This is a genomic window from Burkholderiales bacterium (assembly GCA_036262035.1).
Lineage (GTDB): Bacteria > Pseudomonadota > Gammaproteobacteria > Burkholderiales > SG8-41 > JAQGMV01.
On record DATAJS010000013.1, the window covers coordinates 205,707 to 230,780 of the forward strand.

A 25,074-nucleotide genomic window follows, 5' to 3' on the forward strand; every position below is an offset into this window, starting at 1 on the left:
GAAAAACCGCGGCAGCGTGCTGCCGCGGTTTCACGAATGCCATCGCGGTCAGGACAGCGTGGACAGCAGCTTTCTCGCCTGCGCCTGCTGCTCGGCGTCGCCTTCCTTCACCACTTCGTTGAGGATGTCGCGCGCACCATCCTTGTCGCCCATCTCCTCGTATGCCTTGGCGAGGTCGAACTTCTGCTGCACGTCGTACCAGTGATCGTCGCGCGGCGCTTTCGCGGCCGGCGTGCCGGCAGGCTTGCCGCCGAAGTCGAGATTGATGTCGTCGAGCTTGAACTCGAGATCGTTCGACTGTGCCGCGGGCGCGGGCGTCGGAGCCTGCGCCGCAGGCTTCTGCTCGCCCGGGACTTCGATGGGCGGCAGCGGCTCGAGGTTGAAATCCATGTTGAAGTCCGATGCCGCGGACGGCGCACGCTGCGGCTGGCTCGGGCTCTGGCTTTGACTCTGGCTCTGCGCGCCGGCCGGCGGGATTTCGAGCGAGAAGTCGGGCAGATCGGGCGGCGTGGATTCGACCTTCTCCGGTTTCGGCGCCGGCGCAGGTTCCGGCGCGCGCGGCGGCGTGGCGCCTCCCTCCAGCGAGCGCGCCGCGGCGAGACCGGTCGTCGACGGCTTCACCGCGGGCGGCGCGGCGGGACGCGGCGGGATGCGCGTCACGTCTTCGGCGGCGGTCGGCTCGATCTTCGGCTCGACTTTCGGGGGCTCGCGCCGGGGCTCGACGCGCGCCGGCTCCGGAGCGCGCGGCGCCGGCTCGGCGACCTTAGGCGGCGCAGGCTCGGCGCGGGCTGCGGGCTCGGCACGTTTCGGCGGCTCGGCGCGCGGCGGTGGCGGCACCGGGCTGCGTACGTTGGCGTTGAAATCGAGATCGTTGTCCTCCGGCGAGATCGACGCCGTCGAGGCGCCGCGGGTCGACGCGGCGGTCGGCGCCGCCGTAGCGGGGCGTGCGGGCTCTATCGGAGCGGGGCCAGCCGCCGCGGCCGCTGCCGCAGCGCGCTTCGGCTCGGGGGACGGGGCGGGTCCGAGGTCCATTTTCCGCGGCTTGCCCAGTTCGCCGCCGCGGCGGCGGCGGGCGACCGCGATGAGCGCGAGGCCGCCGAGCACCACCACGCCCGCACCCGCCACGAGATACAGCGGCTCTTCCATGACCGTGTCGATCAGGTCGGGCTCGGGCGGAGGCGGCGGAGGCGGCGCAGGCTTTACCTTGGGCTTGGGCGGCGGAAGCTCGCTCTTCGCTTCGGGGCCTTTGGCGATCTCGGTCGGCGGGCCTTTCGGCGCTTCGGGCTCGGCGCCCTTCATCGGCTCCGGCGCGCCGCCTTTGGCGACCTCGGCTCCCTTGCCGGCGGGCGCCGGCTCGGGCGCTTTGCCCGGCATGGGCTCCGGGCCCTTCGCGACCGGCGGCGCCGCTTTGGGCGCAGGCTCGGCCGCCTTGCCGGGCGGCATGTCGGGGCCTTTGGCCACCGGCGGCGCGGCTTTGGGCGCGGGCTCCGGCGCCTTCGGCGGCGGCGGGATCACCGGCGCGACCGCGACCGGACCCTGGGTCTGGCTCTTCGCGGCCGGCGGTGACGGCGCGGCGCCTTTCTCGCCTTTCATGTCCGAAAGGCGCTTCATGTCCTGGATCGTTTTCTCGAGCTGCGCGATGCGGGCGTTCGCGTCGGCGAGGGCTTTCTCGCGCGCGACCGATTCTTCTTCCAGCGCGCGCGCACGCTCGGCTGCGCTGCCTTTCCCGCCTTTCTCGCCGCGCGACAGGCGCACGGTGTCGCGGGGCGCGGTGGGCTCGCCTTTCGCGGTGCTCTTGCCGATGCGTCCGCTCGTGACGGTGCCGTCTTCCGGAGCCGCGCCGGCGCGCTCGGCGATGCGTCCGCGGAACGAGTTGAAGTCCGCGACCTGTAGACGCACTTCCTTCACCGCTTCGCGCTGGCCGACGGCGGTCATCTCGTTCGCTTCCGGCACCTTGAGGATGCGGCCGGACTTCACGAGGTTCATGTTCTTGTGAATGAACGCGTCGGGGTTGTGTCGGTAGAGACTGACGAGGGTCTGCTCGAGCGTGGCGCCTTCGGGCTGAACCGACTTCGCGATCTTGCCGAGCGTCTCGCCCGGTTTGATCGGACCGTACGTCCTGCCGCCCGCGGATGCGGTTTCGGCCGCGGGCTCGGGCGAGGCCGCAGGCGCGGCTGCGCCCCGGCTGCGGCGGGCTCGGGTGGACGGCGCGGGAGCGGGTGCGCGCGACGGGGCAGCCGCTGGGCCAGGCGCGCCCTCGAGGGGTGCGCCGGGCGCAGCAGCCGCGGGAGCGGCAGGCGCGGTTTCCACGCCTGGCCCGGGCCTCACCGTGGGCGCAGCCACGACGGGCGGCGGCAGCTCCGAGGCCTTGTTGCCGTAGCCCGGGGGATCGAGCAGCACCGTGTACTGGCGCGTGACCCGCCCGTTCTCGGAGTTGATCTCGATGAGAAGCTCGGCGAACGGCTCGTTGACCGGCTTGGGCGTCGTGACCTTGACGTAAGGCGTGCCGTTCGGACGCTTTTCGATCGTGACGCGCGCGCCGACGAGCCCGGCGTTGAAAGGCAGGTTCGCGCGCTGGTAGTTCTCGACCGAGGAGAGGCGCGCGGAAAGCGTCTCGCCTTTCTGGACCGAGATCAGCTCGACTTCGGCGTTGAGGGGTTGACCGAGCGCCGACAGGATCGTCAGGCGCCCCAGCCCTCCGGCGTGGGAAGCGGCGGGCACCGCGAGGGCGAGCGATGCTGCCAATAACCAGCGCTTGAGAGTCTGTTCGCGCACTGCCTCACCCTGAAGATTATTTTAGGAGAAGTAAACTAACATCACGCAGTTAGTGATGCAAGCTAACACCGGACCTTAAGGTCGGCAGCGAAACGCCCTGGTTCTGCGGGGATTTACCCAAAAAGCGCGGCCCTCAGGCCGCGCTTTTTTTCGTTGCAGTCGCCGCTCAGGCCGCCGCGGCGGCCGGCCGTGCGGCCTCCCGCTCGAGCACGATGCGCAGCATGCGGCGCAGCGGCTCCGCCGCGCCCCACAGGAGCTGGTCGCCCACCGTGAAGGCGGTGAGGTACTCGCCGCCCATCGGGAGCTTGCGCAGCCGCCCGATCGGCACGGTCAGCGTTCCGGTGACCGCCGCCGGCGTGAGGTCGCGCAACGTCGCTTCTCGCTCGTTGGGGACGACTTTCACCCAGTCGTTCGCCCCGGCGATGATCTGCTCGATCTCGGGCAGAGGCACGTCGCGCGTGAGCTTCACGGTCAGCGCCTGGCTGTGGCAGCGCATCGCGCCCACACGCACGCAAACGCCGTCGACCGGGATGGGATTCCCGCTGCGGCCGACGATCTTGTTCGTTTCCGCCATGCCTTTCCACTCTTCCTTGCTCTGGCCGTTGCCGAGGTCCTTGTCGATCCACGGCAGCACGCTGCCGGCAAGCGGAAAACCGAAGCTCCTGGTCGGGAAGTCCTTGCCGCGCAGCGTGTCGGCGACGGTCCGGTCGATGTCGCCGATCGCCGAAGCGGGATCGGACAGGAGCTTGGCGGCGGACGCGTGGGTGGCGCCCATCTGCTCGACCAGCTCGCGCATCTGCGCGGCGCCGGCGCCGGAAGCGGCCTGGTAGGTCATCGCGGTCATCCACTCGACGAGGCCTGCCTTGAAGAGGCCGCCCAGCGCCATCAGCATCAGGCTCACGGTGCAGTTGCCGCCGATGTAGTTCTTCACGCCCTTGTCGAGCGCGCCCTCGATCACGTCCATGTTGACCGGGTCGAGGATGATGACCGCGTCGTCCTGCATGCGCAGCGCCGAGGCGGCGTCGATCCAGTAGCCCTTCCAGCCCGCGGCGCGCAGCCTGGGATAGATCTCGTTGGTGTAGTCGCCGCCCTGGCACGAGATCAGGGTGTCGCAGCGGGTCAGCTCGGCGATGCTCTTCGCGTCCTTCACCGGCTGCGATTTGCCGCCGATCGCCGGGCCGTTGCCGCCCGCCTGGGAAGTCGAGAAGAAAACCGGCTCGATGAGATCGAAATCGCGCTCGGCCTGCATGCGTTGCATCAGGACCGAGCCCACCATACCGCGCCAGCCGATGAGACCTACTTTCATGATTACCACCCAGTTCCAGAGATTGATTCGAGAGGAGAAAAGAGAGAGGAGATCGGAGAAACCACTCGGCTCTCCTCTCGCCTGTCTCCTCTCCCTCTCTCGCCGCGCGTTACAGCGCGGCGACTACCGCGTCACCCATTTCCTCGGTGCCCACCTTGCGGGCGCCGTCCTCGTAAATATCGGCCGTACGGAGCCCGTCCGCGAGTACTTTTTTAACGGCCGCCTCGACCCGGTACGCCCATTCGTCCTTGTTGAACGTATAACGCAGCATCATGGCTGACGAGAGAATCGTCGCGAGCGGGTTGGCGAGGTTCTTTCCGGCGATGTCCGGCGCCGAGCCGTGACTGGGCTCGTACAGGCCCTTCCCGCTCGAATCCAGCGACGCCGACGGCAGCATCCCGATCGAGCCGGTGAGCATCGATGCTTCGTCGGACAGGATGTCGCCGAACATGTTCCCGGTGACGATCACGTCGAACTGTTTGGGGTTCCTGACGAGCTGCATCGCCGCGTTGTCGACGTACATGTGCGTGAGCTCGACGTCGGGGTATTTCTTCGAGAGATCGACCACGAGCTCGCGCCAGAAACGGCTGGTCTCGAGCACGTTCTCCTTGTCGACCGAGCAGAGCTTGCGGTTGCGCTTCCGGGCGGTCGTGAAACCGACTTCCGCGATGCGCCGGATCTCCGATTCGGAGTAACGCATCGTGTCGTAGGCGTCGCGGTCACCGCCCTCGTTGCGGCCGCGCGGCTGGCCGAAATAGATGTCGCCGGTGAGCTCGCGGATGATCATGATGTCCAGCCCCGACACCACCTCCGGCTTGAGGCTCGACGCGCCGACGAGCTCGGGATACATCACCGCCGGGCGCAGGTTCGCGAAAAGGCCGAGCTCCTTGCGGATCCGCAGGATGCCCTGCTCCGGGCGCTGCGGCCGCGGCAGCGCGTCGTATTTCGGCCCGCCCACCGCGCCGCACAGCACCGCGTCGGCTTCTTTCGCGAGCTTGAGCGTCCCGGCCGGCAGCGGATCGCCTGCGGCGTCGTAACCCGCGCCGCCGAACGGCGCGTCTTCCATCTCGATCTTCAGACCGTCCTTCTGAAGGACGCGCAGGACCTTCGTCGCCTGCGCGACGATCTCCGGACCGATGCCGTCACCGGCGAGAACCGCAATCTTCATAAATTCGTGAAACGTGAAACGTGAAATGTGAAACGTGAAATGTGGAATGGAGGCGCGCCTTTACGTTGCACGCCTCACGTTTCACGTTTCACGCGAACAGCCATGGCTGGCTCGCACGATGCTTCTGCTCGAACGCGCGGATCTCGTCGGCGTGCTCGAGCGTGAGCCCGATGTCGTCGAGGCCGTTCATGATGCAGTGCTTGCGGAACGGGTCGATGTCGAACTTGAACACTTCGCCGGTCGGCGTCGTCACCGACTGGTCTTCGAGATCGACCGCGAGGCGATAGCCTTCCTTGCCTTCGGCTTCATGAATGAGCTGGTCGACGATCGCAGGCGTGAGCTTGATGAGCAGCAGCCCGTTCTTCAGGCTGTTGTTGTAGAAGATGTCGGCGAAGCTCGGCGCGATCACCGTCTGGAAACCGTACTGCAGCAGCGCCCACGGCGCGTGCTCGCGCGACGAGCCGCAGCCGAAATTCTCGCGCGCGACCAGCACCGTAGCACCCCGATAGCGCGGCTTGTTCAGGATGAAATCGGGATTGAGCGGACGCTTGCTGTTGTCCATGTCCGGCTCACCCCGATCGAGGTAGCGCCACTCGTCGAACAGGTTCGGACCGAAGCCCGTGCGCTTGATCGACTTCAGGAACTGCTTGGGGATGATCGCATCGGTGTCGATGTTCGCCCGATCGAGCGGGACGACCAGCCCCTCTTCGCGTACGAATTTTTCCATGTCTATCTCGTGCTCTTCTGGATCGCCTCGCCCGCGCGCTCCACGTCCTTGCCGACACCGGCCACGGTGTTGCAGGCGCTCAACGCAAACGTCGCAATGACCAGCAGGAAAGCGGCGACTCGCATCGTTGTCATCCTCCGAAGTTACGTACGTCGACGAAATGGCCGGCGATCGCGGCGGCTGCCGCCATCGCGGGGCTCACCAGGTGCGTGCGGCCGCCGGGACCCTGGCGGCCTTCGAAGTTGCGGTTGGACGTCGACGCGCAGCGCTCGCCGGGCGAGAGCTGATCGTCGTTCATGCCCAGGCACATCGAGCAGCCCGGCTCGCGCCATTCGAAGCCGGCCGCGGTGAAGACCTTGTCCAGCCCTTCCTGCTCGGCCTGGATCTTCACCTGACCCGAGCCCGGCACGACCATCGCGAGCTTGATGTTCGCCGCGACGTGCCGGCCTTTCACCACCTTTGCCGCGGCGCGCAGGTCCTCGATGCGCGAGTTGGTGCACGAGCCGATGAAGACCTTGTCGAGCTTGATCTCGGTCATCGGGGTGTTCGGCTCGAGCGCCATGTACTTCAGCGCGCGCTCCGACCACTCGCGCTGCACCGGGTCCTGCATGTCCTTCGGATCCGGCACCTTGCCGTCGACCGGCACCACCATCTGCGGGTTGGTGCCCCATGTCACCTGCGGCTTGATCTCTTCGGCCTTGAGCTCGACCACGCGGTCGAACTTGGCGCCTTCGTCGCTCGTCAGCGTGCGCCAGTACGCGACCGCTTTGTCCCACTGCTCGCCCTTGGGCGAGAACATGCGGTCCTTCACGTAGTCGATCGTCTTGTCGTCGACCGCGACCAGGCCGGTGCGCGCGCCGGCTTCGATCGCCATGTTGCACAGGGTCATGCGGCCTTCCATCGTGAGGCCGCGGATCGCTTCGCCCGCGTACTCGATCGCGTAGCCCGTGCCGCCGCCGCTGCCGATCTTGCCGATGACCGCGAGCGTGATGTCCTTCGCGGTGACGCCGTTCGGAAGCTTGCCGTCGACGAGCACCTGCATCGTCTTCGACTTCTTCATCACCATCGTCTGCGTCGCGAGCACGTGCTCGACTTCGCTGGTGCCGATGCCGAAGGCGAGCGCGCCGAACGCGCCGTGGGTGCTGGTGTGCGAGTCACCGCACACGACCGTCATGCCGGGCAGCGTCGCGCCGGTCTCCGGCCCGATGACGTGCACGATGCCCTGCCGCTTGTCGAGGAACGGGAAGTACACCTTCGCGCCGAACTTCGCCATGTTCTTGTCGAGCGTCTCGACCTGCAGGCGCGAGACCGGGTCCTTGATCCCCTGGTCCCAGTCCTTGGTGGGCGTGTTGTGGTCGGCGGTCGCGACGACCGACTCGACGCGCCACGGCTTGCGGCCGGCGGCTTCCAGGCCTTCGTACGCCTGCGGGCTCGTCACTTCGTGGACGAGGTGGCGATCGATGTAGAGGAGCGACGTGCCGTCCTGCTCGGTGCGGACGACGTGGCTGTCCCACAATTTGTCGTAGAGAGTGCGTGGCATCGCTGAAAGTGGATCGGAGCGGTAAAAACGACCGATTATACAGGGCGTTAAGCCTTCACTCCACGCGAGAAAATCGCGAGGCCGAGCCCCGCGCAGGCAGCGGCGAACGTGAACGTCCAGGCGGCGCCGGCGGACTCCCACAGCACGCCGCTCGCGAGGTTGCCCAGCGCCCCGCCGACGCCGAATCCGATGCTGCCGTAGATCGCCTGTCCGCGCGCTTGCAGCCGCCCCTTGAAGAGCTTGTGGACGTAGCCGATCGAGGCCGCGTGAAACGAGCCGAACGTCGCCGCGTGCAGCGTCTGCGCGAACACGAGCGCGATGAAGCTGTGCGCGAGCCAGGCGATGACCAGGAAGCGCAGCACGGCGAGCGCAAAGCTCGCGACCAGGATCTGGCGCAGCGTGAACGCGCGGTAGAGCCGCGGCATCCACGCGAAGACGCCGATCTCGCAGATCACGCCGAGCGCCCACAGCCAGCCCGTGGCCGATTTGCTGTAACCTTCGGCGACGAGGTAGATCGAATAGAAGGTGTAATACGGCCCGTGCGCCGCCGACATGCAGGCGCCGGCCGCGATGAGCGCGAGCACTTCGGGCCGCAGCATGAGCTTGCCCACCGGCGGCGAGGCTTCGTGGTACGGCACGCGCGCTTCCGGCACGACCCACGCGCACGCGAGCATGCCGACCATCATCGTCAGCACGAGCACCGGCACCGCCGACAGCGCGATGTAGTCGAGCACATGGCCGACGACGACCACCGCGACGATGAAGCCGATCGAGCCCCACACGCGCACGCGCCCGTAGCGCGCGGTCTCGTCGCCCAGGTGCGTGAGCGTCGTCGCTTCCATCAGCGGCAGCGCGGCGCTCCAGAAGAACGTCATCGCGAAGACCACCGCGAAGATCAGCGCGAATTTCGTCCCGGCGAAGATCGCGAGGAACACGAGCGTTCCCGCGAGCCCGGTGAGCTTCACCACGCGCACCGGCGCGTTGCCGCGATCGGCGAGCCAGCTCCACAGGTGCGGCGCGACGATGCGCGTCACCTGCGGCAGCGCGAGCACGACGCCGATGTCGAGCGGCGTGAGGCCTACGCTTTCGAGGTACAGCCCGAAGAACGGCGCGAACGTGCCGAGGTAGGCGAAATAGAAGAAGTAAAAACCGGCGAGACGTTTAATTGGGGTCAGGTCCACATTTCGACCTGCAGGTCGGCGGAAATGTGGACCTGACCCCAATTACCGGCTCAAGCTTCGTCGGGCTCGGGATCTTCGACCGGCGCCGGCTCGCGCAGCTTCTCGATCACGTCGGAGGGCGCCTGCGCAGCGACTTTCGGCGTCGAGGTGACGACGTCGGCGTTCTGCGCGCGGTGGCGCAGCGCGTGATCCATCAGCGTGAGCGCCATCATCGCTTCGCAGATCGGGGTGGCGCGGATGCCGACGCACGGGTCATGGCGGCCGTGGGTCTCGATCGTCGCGGCTTCACCGGCGACGTCGATGGTGTGGCGCGTGAGACGGATCGACGAGGTCGGCTTGATCGCGACGTTGACGACGACGTCCTGCCCGGTCGAAATGCCGCCGAGGATGCCGCCCGCGTTGTTGGTGACGAAACCCTGCGGCGTCATCTCGTCCGAATGCTCGGTGCCGCGCTGCGACACCGCATTGAACCCGGCGCCGATCTCCACGCCTTTCACCGCGTTGATGTTCATCATGTTGTACGCGAGATCGGCGTCGAGCTTGTCGTACACCGGCTCGCCCCAACCGACCGGAACGCCCGAGGCGACCGTCGTGATCTTCGCGCCGACCGAGTCGCCGGACTTGCGCAGCTTGTCCATGAACTCTTCGAGCTGCGACACGTACGCGGGATCGGCGACGAAGAACGGGTTGTCGTACACGCCTTCCCACGACAGGAACGGAATCTCGATCGGCCCGAGCTGCGACATGTAGCCGCGGATCACCACGCCGTATTTCTCGCGCAGCCATTTCTTCGCGATCGCGCCCGCCGCCACGCGCACCGCGGTCTCGCGCGCCGACTGCCGTCCGCCGCCGCGATAGTCGCGGATGCCGTACTTCTGCCAGTAGGTGTAATCGGCGTGACCGGGACGAAACTTGTCCTTGATCTTCGAATAGTCCTTGCTGCGCTGGTCGACGTTGCGGATGAGCAGGCCGATCGGCGTGCCGGTCGTGCGTCCTTCGAAGACGCCGGAGAGGATTTCGACTCGGTCTTCCTCGTGCCGCTGGGTCACATGGCGCGAGGTTCCGGGCTTCCTGCGGTCGAGCTCGGGCTGGATGTCGTCCTCGGACAACACCATCCCGGGCGGGCAGCCGTCGACGACACAGCCGATCGCGGGGCCGTGGCTCTCGCCGAAAGACGTGACGGTGAAGAGCTTGCCGAGGGTGCTGCCGGACATGGGGGAAATGCTCGAAAGAATCGGGTTTCGAGTTTAACATGGGGGTGCGTTACCCATGGATACGGCAGGCCCTTCCAGGCCCCAGAAGACCGCAGCAGTCAATCGCTTCGACGCTCAGCGTTTCACCGCGCAACGAAGGAGTGACGATGGATCAGGCCCGTCCTGCTTCTGCTGCACCGGTCGTGCTGTACGAGCTCAACGAAGTCCCGTGGCGCGTGGTCGACTGGTACGTCGCGCGCCGCCCGCGCTCGCATCTCGCGGCCGCGCTGCGCGACGCCGAGACGTACACGTCCGTCACCCACGATACCGGCGAGCTGCACCCGTGGACGACGTGGCCGACCGTCCATCGCGGCGTCTACAACAGCAGCCACAACATCCGTTTCATCAACCAGGATCTCGCCGCGGCCGCGCAGTATCCGCCGTTGTGGGAGGTCCTCGCGAAAGCGGGGAAAAAAGTCGGCGTCTTCGGCAGCATGCAGTCGTATCCGCCGCCGCGCGACGCATCGTACGCGTTCTACGTGCCGGACACGTTCGCGGCCGGACCCGAGACGATTCCCGGGCGCTATTCGTGCTTCCAGGTCGTCAACCTCCAGCAGACCCAGGCCGACGGCGCGGTCGCCAAGCCGGCGAAGCTCGATGCGCGCATCGCCGCCAATCTCGCGCGTCTGTTCGTGAACGGCCTCAGCGCCAGGACCGCTTACCGGCTCGCGCAGCAGCTCGCGGCGGAGAAACGCTCGCCGCTGCACCGGTCGCGGCGCGCGATGCTCCAGGCGCCGGTGTCCTTCGACGTGTTCAAGCATGCGCTCGAGCACAGCGCCCCCGACTTCTGCACCTACTTCACCAACCACGTCGCGGGCATCATGCACCGCTACTGGAAGTACGCGTTCCCCGAGGATTTCGACTACCGCATCGAGAGCGACGCCGACCGCTTCCACGCGCAAAGCCTCGAGATCGCGATGGCTTACGCGGACGAGCAGATCGGCTATCTGCGGCGCTACGTCGACGCGCGCGAAGGCCGGCTGTATATCGTCTCGAGCATGGGACAGGAAGCGATCGACCGTGCCGGCGAGCACGACCGCGAGATCCGCATCGAGGACCTGTCCCGATTCGTGCGCAGGATCGGCTACCGGAAGCCGTTCGAGTCGCGCATGGCGATGCATCCGAACTTCACCGTCGAGCTCGCTTCGAGCGACGACGCCGCCACGTTCGTGGAGCGCGTCAGCTCGCTGGTCGGCGCGGACGGCAGACCGGCCTTCTACGACATCGACGTCGAGGGCAATACGGTGCTGTTCTCGATCGGCTGCACCCGCGAGCTGGTGGAAGGCGGCCGGCTGCGCACACCCGGCGGCACCGAGATCCCGTTCGCGGAGCTCGGCATCGAAGTGATGCAGCGCGATGCCGGCACCGGCTATCACCAGCCGCTCGGCATCGTCATCCGCTGCGGCGCGAACGTCGCCGCGAACGACCGGCGCACGCGCATCGAGAGCGTCGACATCGCGCCGCTACTCTTCGCGGACCTCGGTCTCGACGTCGAGGCGACGCTCGCCGGCTGGGGACGGCGTCGCGAGCGCGCCGCTGCGTGAGCCGCTGGACTACTTGCCACTGAGCTCGCGATCGCCCGGCGGCACCGGCGCGACATAGCCGATCGCGAGCAGCCCCGCGCCGACGCCGAGGAACGACACGATGCGCGCGATCGTGCCGGTGCTCGCGAGATCGTTGAGGAAGAGCTTCAGCACGACCACCGCGAGCAACGCCGCGCCCAGCATCCAGAGCTTGCGGCGCGCGTTGCGGGTCGCATAGAGCATCAGCACGAAAGCGCTCGCGGTCCACAACAGCGAAAAGCCCGACTGCACGAGCACCGAGCGCGAGAGCGCGAGCCACTCGTACGGCACGTCGCCCCAGTAATGAATGGTCCGCAGCAGCACGCAGTTCACCCAGACGAACGCGAACGCCGCCAGGATCTGCGCCGCGTTGCGCGAAAGGTCGTGCTCGCCGCCGAACGATCGCGCCCAAAACCACAGCGCCGCCAGCGCGCACAGGCTTGCGACGTCGAGCGGGTTGAACAGCGGAACGTATGCGAGCGGCTGCATCGACCCGGGCTCGGACAGGTTCGCGACGAGCATCCACAGCACGAGCCAGACGGCGATGCCGCCGAGCGCCCGGTCGCGATACGTCGGCACGTAATGCGGCTCGAAAGGCCAGAAACGGCGCAGCGCGCCGACCGCCGCCACGATCGCCGCGGGCACGAGCGCCGAGGCGGCAGCCTGCCACGGCCGGCCGAGCCCCGATGCGTCGATCTGCCAGACCGCTTCCCACGTCATCGCCACCGTCAGGATCCACAGCGCCGCCACGTGCTGTGCCGCCGAAGCGATGGCCACGCCGTCGCGCTCCGGCCGCTGCATGACGAGATATTGGAGCGCCAGCGCCGTGGGCCAGGTCAGCCAGCCGTGTTGCGCGAACGGATGCATGCCGCCGGCGACGATCGCCATCAGCACGAGCGCCATGGCGGCCGGCAGGACGCTCGCGCAACGGCGCAGCAGTGACCACTGGACGAAGCTGCCGCCGATCTCGACCACGAAACACGACAGCGCCGCGAAAGCCAGCACCGCGGCCGGCTTGGCGTCGTCGGCAAGGTCGCGATCGATCCACGCCAGCGCCGCGAGCAACCAGAAGACGAGCCCCCACGCCAGCACCGCCGGCGCGATGCTGCGCGCATTCGCGTCGTTGCGCTCGCGCAGGCGGAAGCGCACGCACGCGAGCGCGATCGCGGCCGCGCCCCACGCGAGGGTCTGACCGTACTCGTCGTGGCCGAACAGCCAGAGCGCATCCCAGGTCGCGAGCGCGGCGATCAATAACCAGCGCAGGACGAGCAGCGGGTTGTCCGCGGCGACCAGTCCGTCGCGCACGTGACGCGCCTGGATCCACAAGAGCACCAGGAAGCTGCCGGGCCACGTCCAGTAGCCGCCGTGCGCGAGCGGGCGCGAGAACGACACCCGCCCGTCGCCGCCGAGCGCGGTCATCGCCGCGATCACGACGAGCGCGAAGAAATGAATCGACGCGAGCTGCCGCAGCTCATTCCAGCGCAGCCGTGCACCGACCAGCTCGAACGCGGTGACGGTGAGCGCCATGAACACCAGCAGCGCGGCGACGAAGGTTTCCCATGGGTATGCGCGATACAGCGCGTGTATGCCGGCGACCGCCCACCACGCGCCGGCCCAGGCGAGCCACATCGACGGCGTCGGTTCCGCCGCGCTGCGCGCTTCCGCGTAACGGCGCAGCAGCCATGCGATCGCGAAGCCCGCCGCGGCGATGATCGCGCAGCCGATGACGAACTCGTTCCAGAACGGCGAGGCCAGCGCGTAGTCCGGATACCGCAGCAGAAAGTAAACGGTGCCTGCGAGCTGCAAGGCGTAGCCGAACCAGCGCGCGAGCACGCGGCGCTGCCTGAGGCCGACCCAGACGATCGCCGCGCCTTCGAGCGCCCACAGGGCGAAGGTCGGGTAGGCGTCGAACGCGAAGAAGATCGCCAGCGTGAGCAGGACCAGCGCCAGCGCGACGTAGGTCTCGCCGAGCAGCTTCAGGCCGTCGCGCCGGATCGTCATGAACGCGAGCACCGCGTAGATCAGCGCGCCCACCGCGGCGCTCCACGCCAGGCCGTACGGCAAGTCCCTCACCAGCGCCGACTGCATGAACGCGACGCAGAGCGGCGTGCCGAAGACCAGCGTGCCGTCGACGAGCCCGCGCAGCTCAGGCGGCTGGCGCTGCGCGAAGAGTATCGGGATCACCAGATACATCGCGAAGAATATGAGCACGAAAGGCTCGACCGTCGCGAAATGCTCGGGCCGGTAGTTGCTCGCGCCCCACAGCAAGCCGACGACGAAGGTGAAGATGAAACCGACGAGATTCAGGTCGCGCCACGCCTTGAACCAGCTGATCGCGAGGACGAACGCGTTGAGCGGCGTGTAGTACGAGAAGAGCAGCACGTGATCGCCGCGACCGGTGCTCGCGAGGATGGGCGCGAGGAACGCGCCGGTGAGCCCGAGCACCGCGAGCACCCGCGCATCCTGGCGCACCGCGAGCAGCGTCGCCGCGATGCCGAGCGCCATGAACGCTGCGAAGCCGAGACCCGGATCGACGAGACCGTAGATCTTCAGCGCGAAGAACACGTCGAGGTACAGCAGGCCGATGCCGCCGCCCTGCAGGATCAGTCCGTAGAGCCGGCGCGTTTCGAGCAGCCGCCAGCCGGCGAGGCCCATCGCGATTCCCACGAGCGCCACGCCGGCGAGGCGGACCGGCACCGGCAGCACGCCCTGATCGTAGGCGTACTTCAGCAGGAAGCCGACGCCGAAGAACAGGATGAGCACGCCGACTTTGGCGACGATGTTGCCGCTGACGAGACGGCGCAGCCACGCGAGCTCGGGCGTATCGCTGCGATCGACCGTGCCGCCCGATGGCGCGGCAGGCGGCGAAACAACCACCGGCGGCGGCGCGATGACGGTGGGCGCGGCCTCGCTGAGCGGCTCAACGGCTGCGGTCGCGGCGGAGCGCCGTGCGACCGCACCGCGGATCTCTCGCGCCTGCTGTTCGGCGTTGCGGTTCTGCGCCTGCACCGCAGCCACCGCGCCCCAGCCGGCGAAGCAAGCCGATGACGAAACCGATCACGCCGCCGACCGCCCCGCCGACGATCGCCCCGACAACGGCGCCCAGCACTTGCGCCGGCACCGAGCCCGCCGGACGGTCCGCGTCCGCTTTGACCGGCACGGCGGCTTCGGTCGGTTGCGGTGCAGCGGCTTCGGATATGGGCGCGCGAGGCGGGATCGGCGGCGCGGCTATTGCGGCGGTGACGACCGGCGCGACTTCAGGTCTGTGTTCGCTGCGCGCGGTCGCAGCCGGCGGGGCCTCGGGCACTCGCGTCCGGGCTTCGCGCTCGAGGCGCTCGAGGCGATCGCGCAACGCCGAGAGCTCGCGCTCCAGGCGTTCGATGCGTCCCTGCTCGTGGGTGTCGCGGCTCTGGGCGATCGCCCACCCGATGAAAACGCCGAGCACGGCGCCGATGACGCCGCCCGCGGCGCCTGCCGCGACTCCCCCGATAATTGCGCCCGCGACGAGTCCCAGGAACCACATAAGCCCCCCTGTGCCGGCATTTACTTTTGGTTCTAACGCGGCATTACCGCCGGGGACGACGCCGCATGGCTAGGCTTGTCGGTCTACGGGGCCGCGAGCGCCTGCAACAGTGCATGGCCCCACGCCACGCCGAAACCCGTGACGTCGCCGGCCACCGCGCCCAGGCCGCCTTTCGCGTTCGCCGCGGAGAGATCCATGTGTATCCACGGACGGTCTTCGGTGAAGCGCTTCAACAGGCGTGCGGCGAGGATGTGGTCGGCGCCGCCTTCCAGCGTGCACTGCTTGACGTCGGCGACCGGGCTGTCGAGCGCTTCGTCGTAATCGTCGTCCATCGGGAAGACGCAGACCCGCTCGCCCGAAGCGCGTGACGCCTGGAGCGCGGCCTGCGCGATGTCCTCGCCGGTCGCGAAGATGCCGCTGTAGCGGTTGCCGAGCGCGACCTTCATGCTGCCGGTGAGCGTCGCGAAGCTCACCATGAGCGCCGGTTTTTCGCGCGCGCTCAACGCGAGCGTATCGGACAGCACCATGCGGCCTTCGGCGTCGGTGTGCACGATCTCGATCGTCGTGCCGTTCAGCGCGGTGACGACGTCGGCCTGCTTGTAGGCGCGCGGGCCGATATGGTTCTGGGCGAGCGCGAGCCAGCAGTCGATCGCGACCGGCGACTTCGTGCGGCTCGCCGCGAGCAGGAGGCCGAGCGCGACCGCCGAGCCGTTCATGTCCGCGTGCATGCCAGCCATGTATTGCGCGGGCTTGAGATTGTGGCCGCCGGTATCGAAGCAGATGCCTTTGCCGATCAGCGCGACGGTCTTTTTCGCGGCTCGCGGCCGGTAGGAAAGCCGCACGATCGCCGCATCGTCGACGTCACTCCCCTGCGCGACCGCGACGAAAGCGCCGGCGCCCATCTTGCGCAGGCGCTTCATGTCGAATTCCTCGATGCGCCAGCCTTCGTCCCTGGCGAGCTCGCGCAGCCGCGCGCGATAAGCACCCGGCGTGAGATCGTTCGGCGGCCGCACGGTGAGCTCGCGGCAGAGCGCGTTGCCCTCGGCGCGCGCCCGCGCATCGGCCAAGCCGCCGCGGTCGCGATGCCCGTGGAGCCTGATCGTCGCGAGCGGCTTCGCGTCGTTCTTTTTCTTGCGCACGGGCAGGCGCACGCCGTTCACCCACGCCGTATATACCGCGAGCTCCGCGGCGGCCGCGCGCGCCCTGGCGTCGCCGAAGACCGCGATCGCGAGCTCGGCCGGGTTTTCCGCGAGCAGCGGCTGCAACGCCTTGCGGATCAGCGTCTGGCGCTCGAACGTCGATCGCGCCGCATCGTCGGCGACCCAGGAGACGAGCGCGCCGCCCGCTTCGGTGGTGAGCGGCGCCTTGCGCAGGTCTTCGAGCTTTTTGTTACGGCGCTTCAACGCCGCATCGAGAACGGCGCGATGGGGCACGTCGGCCGTTTTGGCGGCCGCCGGCAGCACGACGAGCACGTGCCGCGCGCGCTTGGAGTCGGCGTCGGAAAAAAGCGCAGGGTTTTGCTGGAGTTTGGCAAGCATATAAGCAGCGCTGGAAGGCAAACGCGCCATTATAGGAGCGCGATCGGCGTAAAATTGCGAGACCTGTTCACGCGTTCACGCGTTCACCCGTTCACGCATTTAAACGGATATGCGCTCATACCTCGATCTCATGCGTCACGTGCTCGAGCACGGCACGCGCAAAAGCGACCGCACCGGCACCGGCACGCTGTCGGTGTTCGGCGCGCAGCTTCGCTTCGATCTCAACGCCGGCTTCCCGCTGCTCACGACGAAGAAAGTCCATCTCAAGTCCATCGTCCACGAGCTGCTGTGGTTCCTGAAGGGCGAGACCAACACCGCTTACCTCAAGGCGAACGGCGTCTCGATCTGGGACGAGTGGGCCGATGCGAAGGGCGATCTGGGTCCGGTCTACGGCTACCAGTGGCGCTCGTGGCCTGCGCCCGACGGCCGCCACATCGACCAGGTCTCGCAGGTGCTCGCGCAGTTGAAGAGCAATCCGGACTCGCGCCGCATGATCGTCTCGGCGTGGAACGTCGCGGACCTCGACCGCATGGCGCTGATGCCGTGCCACGCGTTCTTTCAGTTCTACGTCGCCGAAGGGCGCCTGTCCTGCCAGCTCTACCAGAGGAGCGCCGACATCTTCCTCGGCGTGCCGTTCAACATCGCGTCGTACGCGCTGCTCACCATGATGGTCGCGCAGGTGACGGGATTGAAGCTCGGCGACTTCGTGCATACCTTCGGCGACACGCACCTCTACCTCAACCACCTCGAGCAGGCGCGGGAGCAGCTTTCGCGTGAACCGCGGCGGCTGCCGGTGATGAAGCTCGACCCGTCGGTCACCGATCTCTTCGCGTTCGAGTACGACGACTTCACGCTCGAAGGCTACGAGCCGCACCCGGCGATCAAGGCGCCCGTGGCGGTATGAAATTCGTGAACGGGTGAACGGGTGAACGGGTCGCGACCCCGACTGTCTTTGATCGTGGCGATGGCAAGGAATCGGGTGATCGGGGCGAACAACCGGATCCCCTGGCACCTGCCGAACGAGCTCAAGCTGTTCAAGCAGCTCACGATGGGCCATCACATCGTGATGGGCCGCAGGACCTACGAATCGATCGGACGACTGTTGCCCGGCCGCACGACCGTCATCGTCACGCGGCAGAAGGACTATGCGGTGCCGGGGGCGATCGTCGCGCACTCGATCGAGGAAGCGATCCAGGCGTGCGCAGGCGACGACGAGATCTTCGTCATCGGCGGCGCCGACCTCTTCCGCGAGACGCTGCCGGTGGCGGATCGGCTCTATCTCACCACGGTCGATGCCGAGCCGGCGGGCGACACCTTCATGCCGGCGCTCGACATGACTGAATGGAAGGAAACGCGGGCTGAGGCATTCTGCAAGGACGAGAAGCACGCATACGCATATCGTCTCGCTGTCCTCGATCGGAGAAACCCACCCCCACCCCAACCCTCCCCCTGAGGGGGAGGGAGAAGCCTTCCTACCGCAGCGAGCGCACGGTTATTGCTAACCTCTCGCTGTGGCCGCATCCTGTCGGTCCCGCGTGAACGGGAGTCGTATCTTGTCCCAGAGCAGACCCGCCGGTGTCCTGAGAGGCATGCTGACCCTCGACGAGCTGCGCGAGCACGTCGCGACCGGCGACATCGAGACGATCGTCGTCGGCTTCACCGACCATTACGGCCGCCTCCTCGGCAAGCGCTTCGACGCCGAGATGTTCATCGAGGACATCATCGAAGGCGGGGCGCACGCCTGCGACTACCTGCTCACGGTGGACATGGAGATGGAGCCGGTCCCGGGTTACTCGTTCGCGAGCTGGGAGCTCGGCTACGGCGACTTCCATCTCGTCCCCGATTTCACGACGCTGCGCACCGCGAGCTGGCTCAACCACAGCGCTTTGGTGCTGTGCGACCTGAAAGACGAGAAGACGCGCGAGTACGTATCGGTCGCGCCGCGTTCGATACTCCGGCGCCAGCTCGAGGCCGCGAAAGCGCTCGGCTACGACGCGTTCGCCGCCTCCGAGCTCGAGCATTACGTCTACCGCAAGACCTACGCGCAGGCGCAGGCGCAGGGCTACCGCGATCTCGATCCGGCGGGCTGGTATCGCGAGGACTATCACATGCTCCAGGCCGCGCGCACCGAGGATTACCACGCTGCGGTGCGCCGCCATCTCAAGTATTCGGGCGTGCCGGTCGAGAACTCGAAAGGCGAATGGGGTGTGGGCCAGCACGAAGTCAACGTGCGCTATGCCGAAGCGCTCGAGATGGCCGACCGTCACGTCGTCTTCAAGCAGTGCATGAAAGAGCTCGCCGACGCGATGGGCTGCGCGGTCACGTTCATGGCGAAGCCTCATGCGGACCAGCCCGGCTCGAGCTGCCACATCCACTTCAGCCTGTGGCGCGACGGCGCGAACGCCTTTCCGGGCAAGCGCACGCTCGGACCGATCGAGTGCTCCGACGCCTTTCGCTGGTTTCTCGGCGGATGGATCGCCCACCTTCCCGAGGTGATGGTGTTCTACGCGCCCACGATCAATTCGTACAAGCGCTATGTCGACGGCTCGTGGGCGCCGACGCGCATCGCGTGGAGCCACGACAACCGCACCGCGGGATTCCGCGTGGTCGGATCGGGCAAGGCATTGCGCATCGAGTGCCGCATCCCGGGCGCCGACTGCAATCCGTATCTCGGCTTCGCGGCCGCGCTCGCTTCGGGCCTCGACGGCATCCGCAACAGGATCGAGCCGCCGGAACACTTCAGCGGTGACGTCTACGCCGCGCACGACCTGCCGCGGGTGCCGTACACGCTCGGCGAAGCCGCCGACGCCTTCGAGAAGAGCGCGTTCGCCAAAGAAGCGTTCGGCGCCGACGTCGTCGAGCACTACCTGCACTTCTTCAGGACCGAGCAGAACGCCTACAACTTCGCGGTCACTGATTGGGAACGTCAACGATATTTCGAAAGGATTTGACGTAGGGTGCGTGGTAACGCACCGCGCGGTGCGCTTGCGCGCACCCTACGATGAAGCGGAAGCGAGCATGAGACTGAAAGACAAAGTGGCATTGATCACCGGCGGCGGCAGCGGCATCGGCCGCGAAGCGTCGACGCTCTTCGCGAGCGAAGGCGCGGCGGTCGTGGTCGTCGACGTGAACGAAGCGCCGGCGCAGGAGACGGTCGCGCTCGTCGAGAAGGCCGGCGGCCGCGCAGCCGCGTGCAAGGCCGACGTCTCCAAAGCCGCCGACTGCGAACGGATGGTCGCGTTCGCGGAGACGACCTTCGGAAAGCTGAACGTGCTGTTCAACAACGCGGGCATCATGCACGCCAGGGACGACGACGCGATCGCCACCGAAGAGGCGATCTGGGACCTGACGATGAACATCAACGCCAAAGGGGTGTTCTTCGGGTGCAAGTACGGCATCCCCGCGCTGCGCCGCGCGGGCGGCGGGTCGATCATCAACACCGCTTCGTTCGTCGCGCTGATGGGCGCGGCGACGCCGCAGATCGCCTACACCGCGAGCAAGGGCGCGGTGCTCTCGCTCACCCGCGAGCTCGCGGTGATCCACGCGCGCGAGAACATCCGCGTCAACGCGCTCTGCCCCGGGCCGCTGCGCACCAGGTTGCTGATGGATTTCCTCGACACCGAGGAGAAGAAGCAACGGCGACTGGTGCATCTCCCGATGGGACGTTTCGGCGAGGCGGCGGAGATCGCGAAAGGCGCGCTCTTTCTCGCGTCCGACGACTCGTCGTACGTCACCGGCACCGAGTTCCTCGTCGACGGCGGATTGACGGCCGCGTACGTGACGCCGCTTTAACCGTAGGGTGCGTGGCAACGCACCGCGCCGTATGAGCCACCGGATTCAGAAAACCATCTCGCCCATCGACGGGTCCATCCTCGTCGAGCGTCCGCTCGCGACCAACGACGAGCTGGCGAAGGTGCTCGAGCAAGCAGCCGCCGCGCAGAAACACTGGAAACGCGTCCCTCTGCCTGAGCGCGCTGCGACCTGCCGGCGCATGGCCGATTACTGCGTCGACCACGCCGACCGCATCGGCGAGGAGATCACGCGCCAGATGGGGCGGCCGATCGCCTATAGCCCGTTCGAGATCCGCCGCGGCTTCCACGAGCGTGCAACATATATGGCGAACATCGCGGAAGCGGCGCTCGCCGACATCGCGATCGAATCGAAGGACGGCTTCGAGCGCTACATCCGGCGCGAGCCGCTCGGCGTGGTCTTCGTCGTCGCGCCGTGGAATTACCCGTGGCTCACGTCGGTGAACGCGATCGTGCCGGCGCTGCTCGCGGGCAATACCGTCGTGCTCAAGATGGCGCAGCAGACCCCGCTCGTCGCCGAGCGCTACGCGCAGGCGTTCAAGGCCGCCGGGCTGCCCGACGGCGTGTTTCATTTCGTCCATCTCGACCACGAGCAGGTCGGGCGCGCGATCCGCGACCGGCGAGTGGCCTACGTCGCTTTCACCGGCTCGGTCGGCGGCGGTCACGCCGTGCAGCAGGCGGCGAGCGAGCGCTTCATCGGCGCCGGCCTCGAGCTCGGGGGCAAGGATCCCGCTTATGTGCGGGCCGACGCGCCGCTGGCGGCCACCGTCGAGAATCTCGTCGACGGCGCGTTCTTCAACTCGGGACAATCGTGCTGCGGCGTCGAGCGCATCTACGTGCACCGCGACGTCTACGATCCCTTCGTCGAAGCGTTCGTCGAGCTCACGAAGCAGTACAGGCTCGGCAATCCGCTGAATCCCCAGACCACGCTGGGCCCGATGGTGCGCACCGACGCGGCCGACACCGTGCGCGCCCAGATCCGGCAGGCGCTGGCGGTCGGCGCAACCGCGCTCATCGATCCGTCCGATTTCCCCACCGCGCAGGACGGCACGCCCTATCTCGCGCCGCAGGTGCTCGTCGACGTCGACCACCGCATGCGCATCATGTCGGAAGAGACCTTCGGACCTGTCGTCGGCATCATGCGCGTCGACGGCGACGACGATGCGATCCGCTTCATGAACGACAGCCGCTACGGCCTCACCGCTTCGGTGTGGACGCAGGACCTCGACGCCGCGAAGCGCATCGGCGACGAAGTCGAGACCGGCACGCTGTACATGAACCGCTGCGACTATCTCGATCCGGCGCTGGCATGGACCGGGGTGAAAGACTCAGGACGCGGGTGCACGCTGTCGCGGCTGGGGCTGGAGACGTTCACGCGCCCGAAATCGTTCCACCTGAGAGTAGGGGCTTGAGCAGCGCGTTACGGCTATGCCTGACGCAACCTGCCAAAAGCGTCATGGGTCATTGCCCGCACTTCGTCGTTCAGGTGCGCGATGAAGTTGGTCATCTACAGAACCGGATCCGCGGCGAGTGACAGACCGGGCACCGCTCGTGCAGGATGACGCTCATGAACATCGGCCTACTCGTCTGCGACGACGTCTCCTCGCGCTTCCGCCACATCGGCGGCGGCTACCAGGACATGTTCGAAGCGCTGTTGAAGCCCCACGTCCCGGGACTCGAGTTCACGCGCTACGACGTGCGCCAGGGAGAGATCCCCGCGTCCACCGACGCGCACGACGTCTATCTCTGCACCGGCTCGCGGCACTCGGTGTACGACAAGCTCGACTGGATCGAAGCGCTCAAGGCGTTCGTGCGCGACGTGCGCGACGACGGCAAGGCGTTCGTCGGCATCTGCTTCGGCCACCAGGTGCTCGCCGAGGCGCTCGGCGGCCACGTCGCCAAGGCCGACCAGGGCTGGGGCATCGGCGTGCTCGACATGGACATCGTCAAGCCCGAGCCGTGGATGCAGCCGCCGCAGGCGCACTGCAAGCTCCAGTACATGCACGGCGACCAGGTGCTGAAGCTGCCTCCCGAAAGCACGGTGCTCGCGGTCGCGCCCCACTGCCCCGTCGCGATGTTCAAGGTGCGCGACACGATGCTCGGCATCGAAGGCCATCCCGAGTTTCCCGCAGCCTACGAGCGGGCGCTGCTCGAGACCCGCCGCGACCGCATCGGCGCAGAGTCCGTCGATAAGGCGCTGGCGTCGCTGTCCACGCCGACCGACCACGACGTGACCGCCCGCTGGATCGCCAACTTCATCCAGCGAAAATCCGGGTCAGAGTCACATTACGTGCAAGAAATCTGACTCTGACCCGGATTTTTGTTGGCCGAAGGTGCGCATGTCGCTGACGTTCTCGAGTGACAGCAGCTCCCGGTAGAGGTCCGCCGCGCGCGCTTCGCCCCACACCGGCGTCATCAGGTCGAAGTATTTCTGCCGCACGTCCTCGGGACGATGAGGATCGGAAGGCTCGCCTTTCATCGTCTCGCAGCGTCCCGTCACCCTTCGCCCGCCGCGCAGGTGGATCGCCACGTCGCAGATCTGCTGGTCGGGATAAGCCCCGGTGTAAGCCGGCTCTTCGGTCACGTCGATCTTCGCGACGAGCGCCTGCACGCGCGGGCTCTGCACGGCGGGCAGGTCGAAGCTCCCGATGCCGGACTTTCCGTGCACGAGGATCGTCGCGAGCGCGAACGGGATCGAGAACTTGGCGCCGAAGCTGGTCGTGATCTTCTTGCCCGACAGCAGCGCGGCCATGCGGAAGGCCTTCACCTCGATGCGCTCGATCGCATCGATATCGAGGCTATGACTCTCCGGCCTGGCGAGCGCGTCCTGCAACGCATCGATCGCCGCGTGCGAGTATCGCCCCGACGGGTGCAGCTTGAAATAGCCGTGCAGGATGAGCCAGTCGCGCCCGAGCCCCTCCACATAACGCGCCGGATCGAAACCGTCGGCGATCACGGTCCCGTACGTGAAGCCGATGCCGTCACGCTGGCCGGTGAAACCCGAGTCGACGAGCTGCACCGCGAGGCTGCCCGCGAGCGCGCTGTGGCCGGAATAGACGTTGCGCACGGTCGCCTCGTCGAGCATCGCCTGGCGGTTGGTCGTCATGGCCATCGTCGCGGCGACGTTCACCACCGAGCGCACCCGCGCTTCGTCGAATCGTTTCAGCCGCGCGATCGCGACCGCCGAGCCGATCGTGCCGGTGGTGCCGTGGGGATGCACCGACATGCGCATCTGCGCCGCCATGCCGACGCGCGCGCAGACCTCGTAGCCGAGCACACACGCGAGCAGCAGATCGCGTCCGGACACGCCCAGCGCCTGTGCGGCCGCGAACGCCGCCGGAAACGTCTGGCTGCCGGGATGCGACCACGCGATCGTGTTCCCTTCGTCGTAGTCGTGCCACGTGCTCGCGGCGCCGTTGAGAAAGCCCGCGTCGCGCGCGCTCGCGCGATGCCGCGTGCCGATCACCCAGCTCGGGCCTGGAGGCGCGTCGGCGAGATAGCGCGCCGCGAGCGCTCGCATCTCGTCGCTCTGGTTGCCGGCGGTGACGATCGCGAAAAGGTCCGCGAGCAGGTGCTTCGTCCGCTCGACGACAGCGGCAGGCAAGTCCTCGAACCGCGTCGTGCAGACGAAGCGCGCGATCGCATCCAGATACTCCGGCGTCCCCTCTCCCGCTCCCGCGGCGCTCGGCCCTCGCGTCATCGTCATTCCATCTTGATGTTGAGCCGCTTGATGACCTCGGCGTATTTCTTGAGGTCGGTGCGGATGAGCGCCGAAGTCTCTTCGGGCGAGTTCGCGATCACGTCGGCGCCGACCTGGAGGATCTGCGCGGTGATCTCCGGCGTCCGGATGATCCGCACCAGCTCGTGGTTCAGGCGCGTGATCACAGCCTGCGGCGTCTTCGCCGGCGCCAGTACCGCCTGCCAGTTGCCTTCGACGTATCCGGGCACGCCGGACTCGGAGACCGTCGGGACGTCCGGCAATTGCGCGACGCGCTTCTCGCCGGTCACCGCCAGCACGCGCATGCGCCCGCTCTTGATGTACGGCTGCACCGCGACCGAGGAGGCGTAGAGCACCTGCACCTCGCCTCCGAGGAGCGCAGTGATCGAGGGACCGACGCCGCGATACGGCACGTGGTTGAGCCTGATTTTCGCCATGGACGCGAAGCGCTCGCCCGCGATGTGCGTCGCATTGCCCACTCCGCCCGAACCGTAATCGATCGCGCCGGGACGTGCGCGCGCGAGCGCGATCAGCTCCTTCACGGTCCGTACCGGCAGCGACGGATGCACCGACAGCAGGTACGGCTGCCACAGGATCGTCGTCACGGCAGCGAAATCGCGTTCGGTGTCGAACGGCATGTGCGGATACACCCACGGATTCATGGTGAACGTGCTCGCGACGAGCAGGATGGTGTAACCGTCTGCCGGCGCTTTGGCCGCCATCTCGGTGCCGATGTTGCCGTTGGCGCCCGAGCGGTTGTCGACGAGGACCGGCTGCTTCCAGGCGTCGGTCAGCTTTTGCCCGATGAGCCTCGCCAGGAAATCCGAGGTGCCGCCGGTCGGATACGGGATGATCCAGCGGATCGGCTTAACAGGATATTCCTGCGCCTGCACGCTTGCAGCGAACAGCGCGACGAGCGCGCCCGCGAGAGCGGCTCTCATCGTATGATGGGCCTCGACTTGAGGAGAGGTGCC

At 67.3% G+C, this 25,074-nt stretch carries 20 protein-coding genes; 7 read left to right on the plus strand and 13 right to left on the minus strand.

Annotated features, from left to right (window positions below; genetic code table 11):
* Positions 1–48: 48 nt before the first annotated feature.
* The 8 genes from VHP37_16415 to aroC form a co-directional block, all read right to left on the minus strand.
* Positions 49–2,775, minus strand: coding sequence for a FimV/HubP family polar landmark protein (locus VHP37_16415; GenBank protein ID HEX2827937.1), 2,727 nt, complete (start codon positions 2,773–2,775; stop codon positions 49–51).
* A 166-nt stretch (positions 2,776–2,941) separates the two neighbouring features.
* A complete protein-coding gene (gene asd, locus VHP37_16420; GenBank protein HEX2827938.1) occupies positions 2,942–4,081 on the minus strand; it encodes an aspartate-semialdehyde dehydrogenase in 1,140 nt (379 codons plus the stop codon).
* 109 nt (positions 4,082–4,190) lie between these two features.
* Positions 4,191–5,249, minus strand: coding sequence for a 3-isopropylmalate dehydrogenase (gene leuB / locus VHP37_16425; GenBank protein ID HEX2827939.1), 1,059 nt, complete (start codon positions 5,247–5,249; stop codon positions 4,191–4,193).
* Between the two features lie 88 nt (positions 5,250–5,337).
* The gene (gene leuD / locus VHP37_16430; GenBank protein HEX2827940.1) at positions 5,338–5,976 is read right to left on the minus strand and encodes a 3-isopropylmalate dehydratase small subunit; all 639 of its coding nucleotides are present in this window, start codon (positions 5,974–5,976) and stop codon (positions 5,338–5,340) included.
* Between the two features lie 2 nt (positions 5,977–5,978).
* Entirely contained in the window at positions 5,979–6,101 is a 123-nt protein-coding gene (locus VHP37_16435) for an entericidin A/B family lipoprotein (GenBank protein ID HEX2827941.1), read from the minus strand.
* 5 nt (positions 6,102–6,106) lie between these two features.
* The gene (gene leuC, locus VHP37_16440; GenBank protein HEX2827942.1) at positions 6,107–7,516 is read right to left on the minus strand and encodes a 3-isopropylmalate dehydratase large subunit; all 1,410 of its coding nucleotides are present in this window, start codon (positions 7,514–7,516) and stop codon (positions 6,107–6,109) included.
* Between the two features lie 47 nt (positions 7,517–7,563).
* Positions 7,564–8,697, minus strand: coding sequence for an MFS transporter (locus tag VHP37_16445; protein HEX2827943.1), 1,134 nt, complete (start codon positions 8,695–8,697; stop codon positions 7,564–7,566).
* 50 nt (positions 8,698–8,747) lie between these two features.
* Positions 8,748–9,911, minus strand: a complete 1,164-nt coding sequence (gene aroC, locus VHP37_16450; GenBank protein ID HEX2827944.1) for a chorismate synthase — start codon at positions 9,909–9,911, stop codon at positions 8,748–8,750.
* 146 nt (positions 9,912–10,057) lie between these two features.
* On the opposite strand from aroC, the gene VHP37_16455 reads away from it, so the two are divergent.
* Positions 10,058–11,494 carry an alkaline phosphatase family protein gene (locus VHP37_16455; GenBank protein HEX2827945.1) on the plus strand — a complete coding sequence of 479 codons (1,437 nt, stop codon included), beginning with the start codon at positions 10,058–10,060 and terminating at the stop codon, positions 11,492–11,494.
* Between the two features lie 9 nt (positions 11,495–11,503).
* Here the strand turns inward: VHP37_16455 and VHP37_16460 are convergent, their stop codons facing one another.
* From VHP37_16460 to VHP37_16470, 3 genes are all read right to left on the minus strand, one after another.
* On the minus strand, positions 11,504–14,530 hold the full coding sequence (locus tag VHP37_16460) for a DUF2339 domain-containing protein (protein HEX2827946.1): 3,027 nt from the start codon (positions 14,528–14,530) through the stop codon (positions 11,504–11,506).
* A complete protein-coding gene (locus VHP37_16465) occupies positions 14,433–15,035 on the minus strand; it encodes a hypothetical protein (GenBank protein ID HEX2827947.1) in 603 nt (200 codons plus the stop codon). Before VHP37_16465 ends, VHP37_16460 begins: the two co-directional genes overlap by 98 nt.
* A gap of 83 nt (positions 15,036–15,118) precedes the next feature.
* The gene (locus VHP37_16470; GenBank protein HEX2827948.1) at positions 15,119–16,573 is read right to left on the minus strand and encodes a leucyl aminopeptidase family protein; all 1,455 of its coding nucleotides are present in this window, start codon (positions 16,571–16,573) and stop codon (positions 15,119–15,121) included.
* Between the two features lie 109 nt (positions 16,574–16,682).
* Between VHP37_16470 and VHP37_16475 the strand changes: the two genes are divergently transcribed.
* The 6 genes from VHP37_16475 to VHP37_16500 all read left to right on the plus strand — a co-directional run bounded on the left by VHP37_16475 (position 16,683) and on the right by VHP37_16500 (position 22,687).
* Complete coding sequence (locus tag VHP37_16475; GenBank protein HEX2827949.1) at positions 16,683–17,477, plus strand: thymidylate synthase; 795 nt, start codon at positions 16,683–16,685, stop codon at positions 17,475–17,477.
* Between the two features lie 21 nt (positions 17,478–17,498).
* Positions 17,499–18,026 (plus strand): dihydrofolate reductase, encoded by a 528-nt coding sequence (locus VHP37_16480; protein ID HEX2827950.1) that lies wholly within the window; start codon positions 17,499–17,501, stop codon positions 18,024–18,026.
* Between the two features lie 100 nt (positions 18,027–18,126).
* Positions 18,127–19,524, plus strand: a complete 1,398-nt coding sequence (locus tag VHP37_16485; GenBank protein ID HEX2827951.1) for a glutamine synthetase family protein — start codon at positions 18,127–18,129, stop codon at positions 19,522–19,524.
* A gap of 67 nt (positions 19,525–19,591) precedes the next feature.
* Positions 19,592–20,365 (plus strand): glucose 1-dehydrogenase, encoded by a 774-nt coding sequence (locus VHP37_16490; GenBank protein ID HEX2827952.1) that lies wholly within the window; start codon positions 19,592–19,594, stop codon positions 20,363–20,365.
* Positions 20,366–20,396: 31 nt separating this feature from the next.
* Positions 20,397–21,794 (plus strand): aldehyde dehydrogenase family protein, encoded by a 1,398-nt coding sequence (locus tag VHP37_16495; protein ID HEX2827953.1) that lies wholly within the window; start codon positions 20,397–20,399, stop codon positions 21,792–21,794.
* Positions 21,795–21,949: 155 nt separating this feature from the next.
* Positions 21,950–22,687 carry a hypothetical protein gene (locus tag VHP37_16500; GenBank protein ID HEX2827954.1) on the plus strand — a complete coding sequence of 246 codons (738 nt, stop codon included), beginning with the start codon at positions 21,950–21,952 and terminating at the stop codon, positions 22,685–22,687.
* Here VHP37_16500 and VHP37_16505 read toward each other — a convergent pair.
* Positions 22,664–24,088, minus strand: coding sequence for an MmgE/PrpD family protein (locus VHP37_16505; protein ID HEX2827955.1), 1,425 nt, complete (start codon positions 24,086–24,088; stop codon positions 22,664–22,666). The genes VHP37_16500 and VHP37_16505 overlap by 24 nt on opposite strands.
* Entirely contained in the window at positions 24,085–25,041 is a 957-nt protein-coding gene (locus VHP37_16510; GenBank protein HEX2827956.1) for a tripartite tricarboxylate transporter substrate binding protein, read from the minus strand. The genes VHP37_16505 and VHP37_16510 overlap by 4 nt, the downstream gene beginning before the upstream one ends.
* Positions 25,042–25,074: the final 33 nt, after the last annotated feature.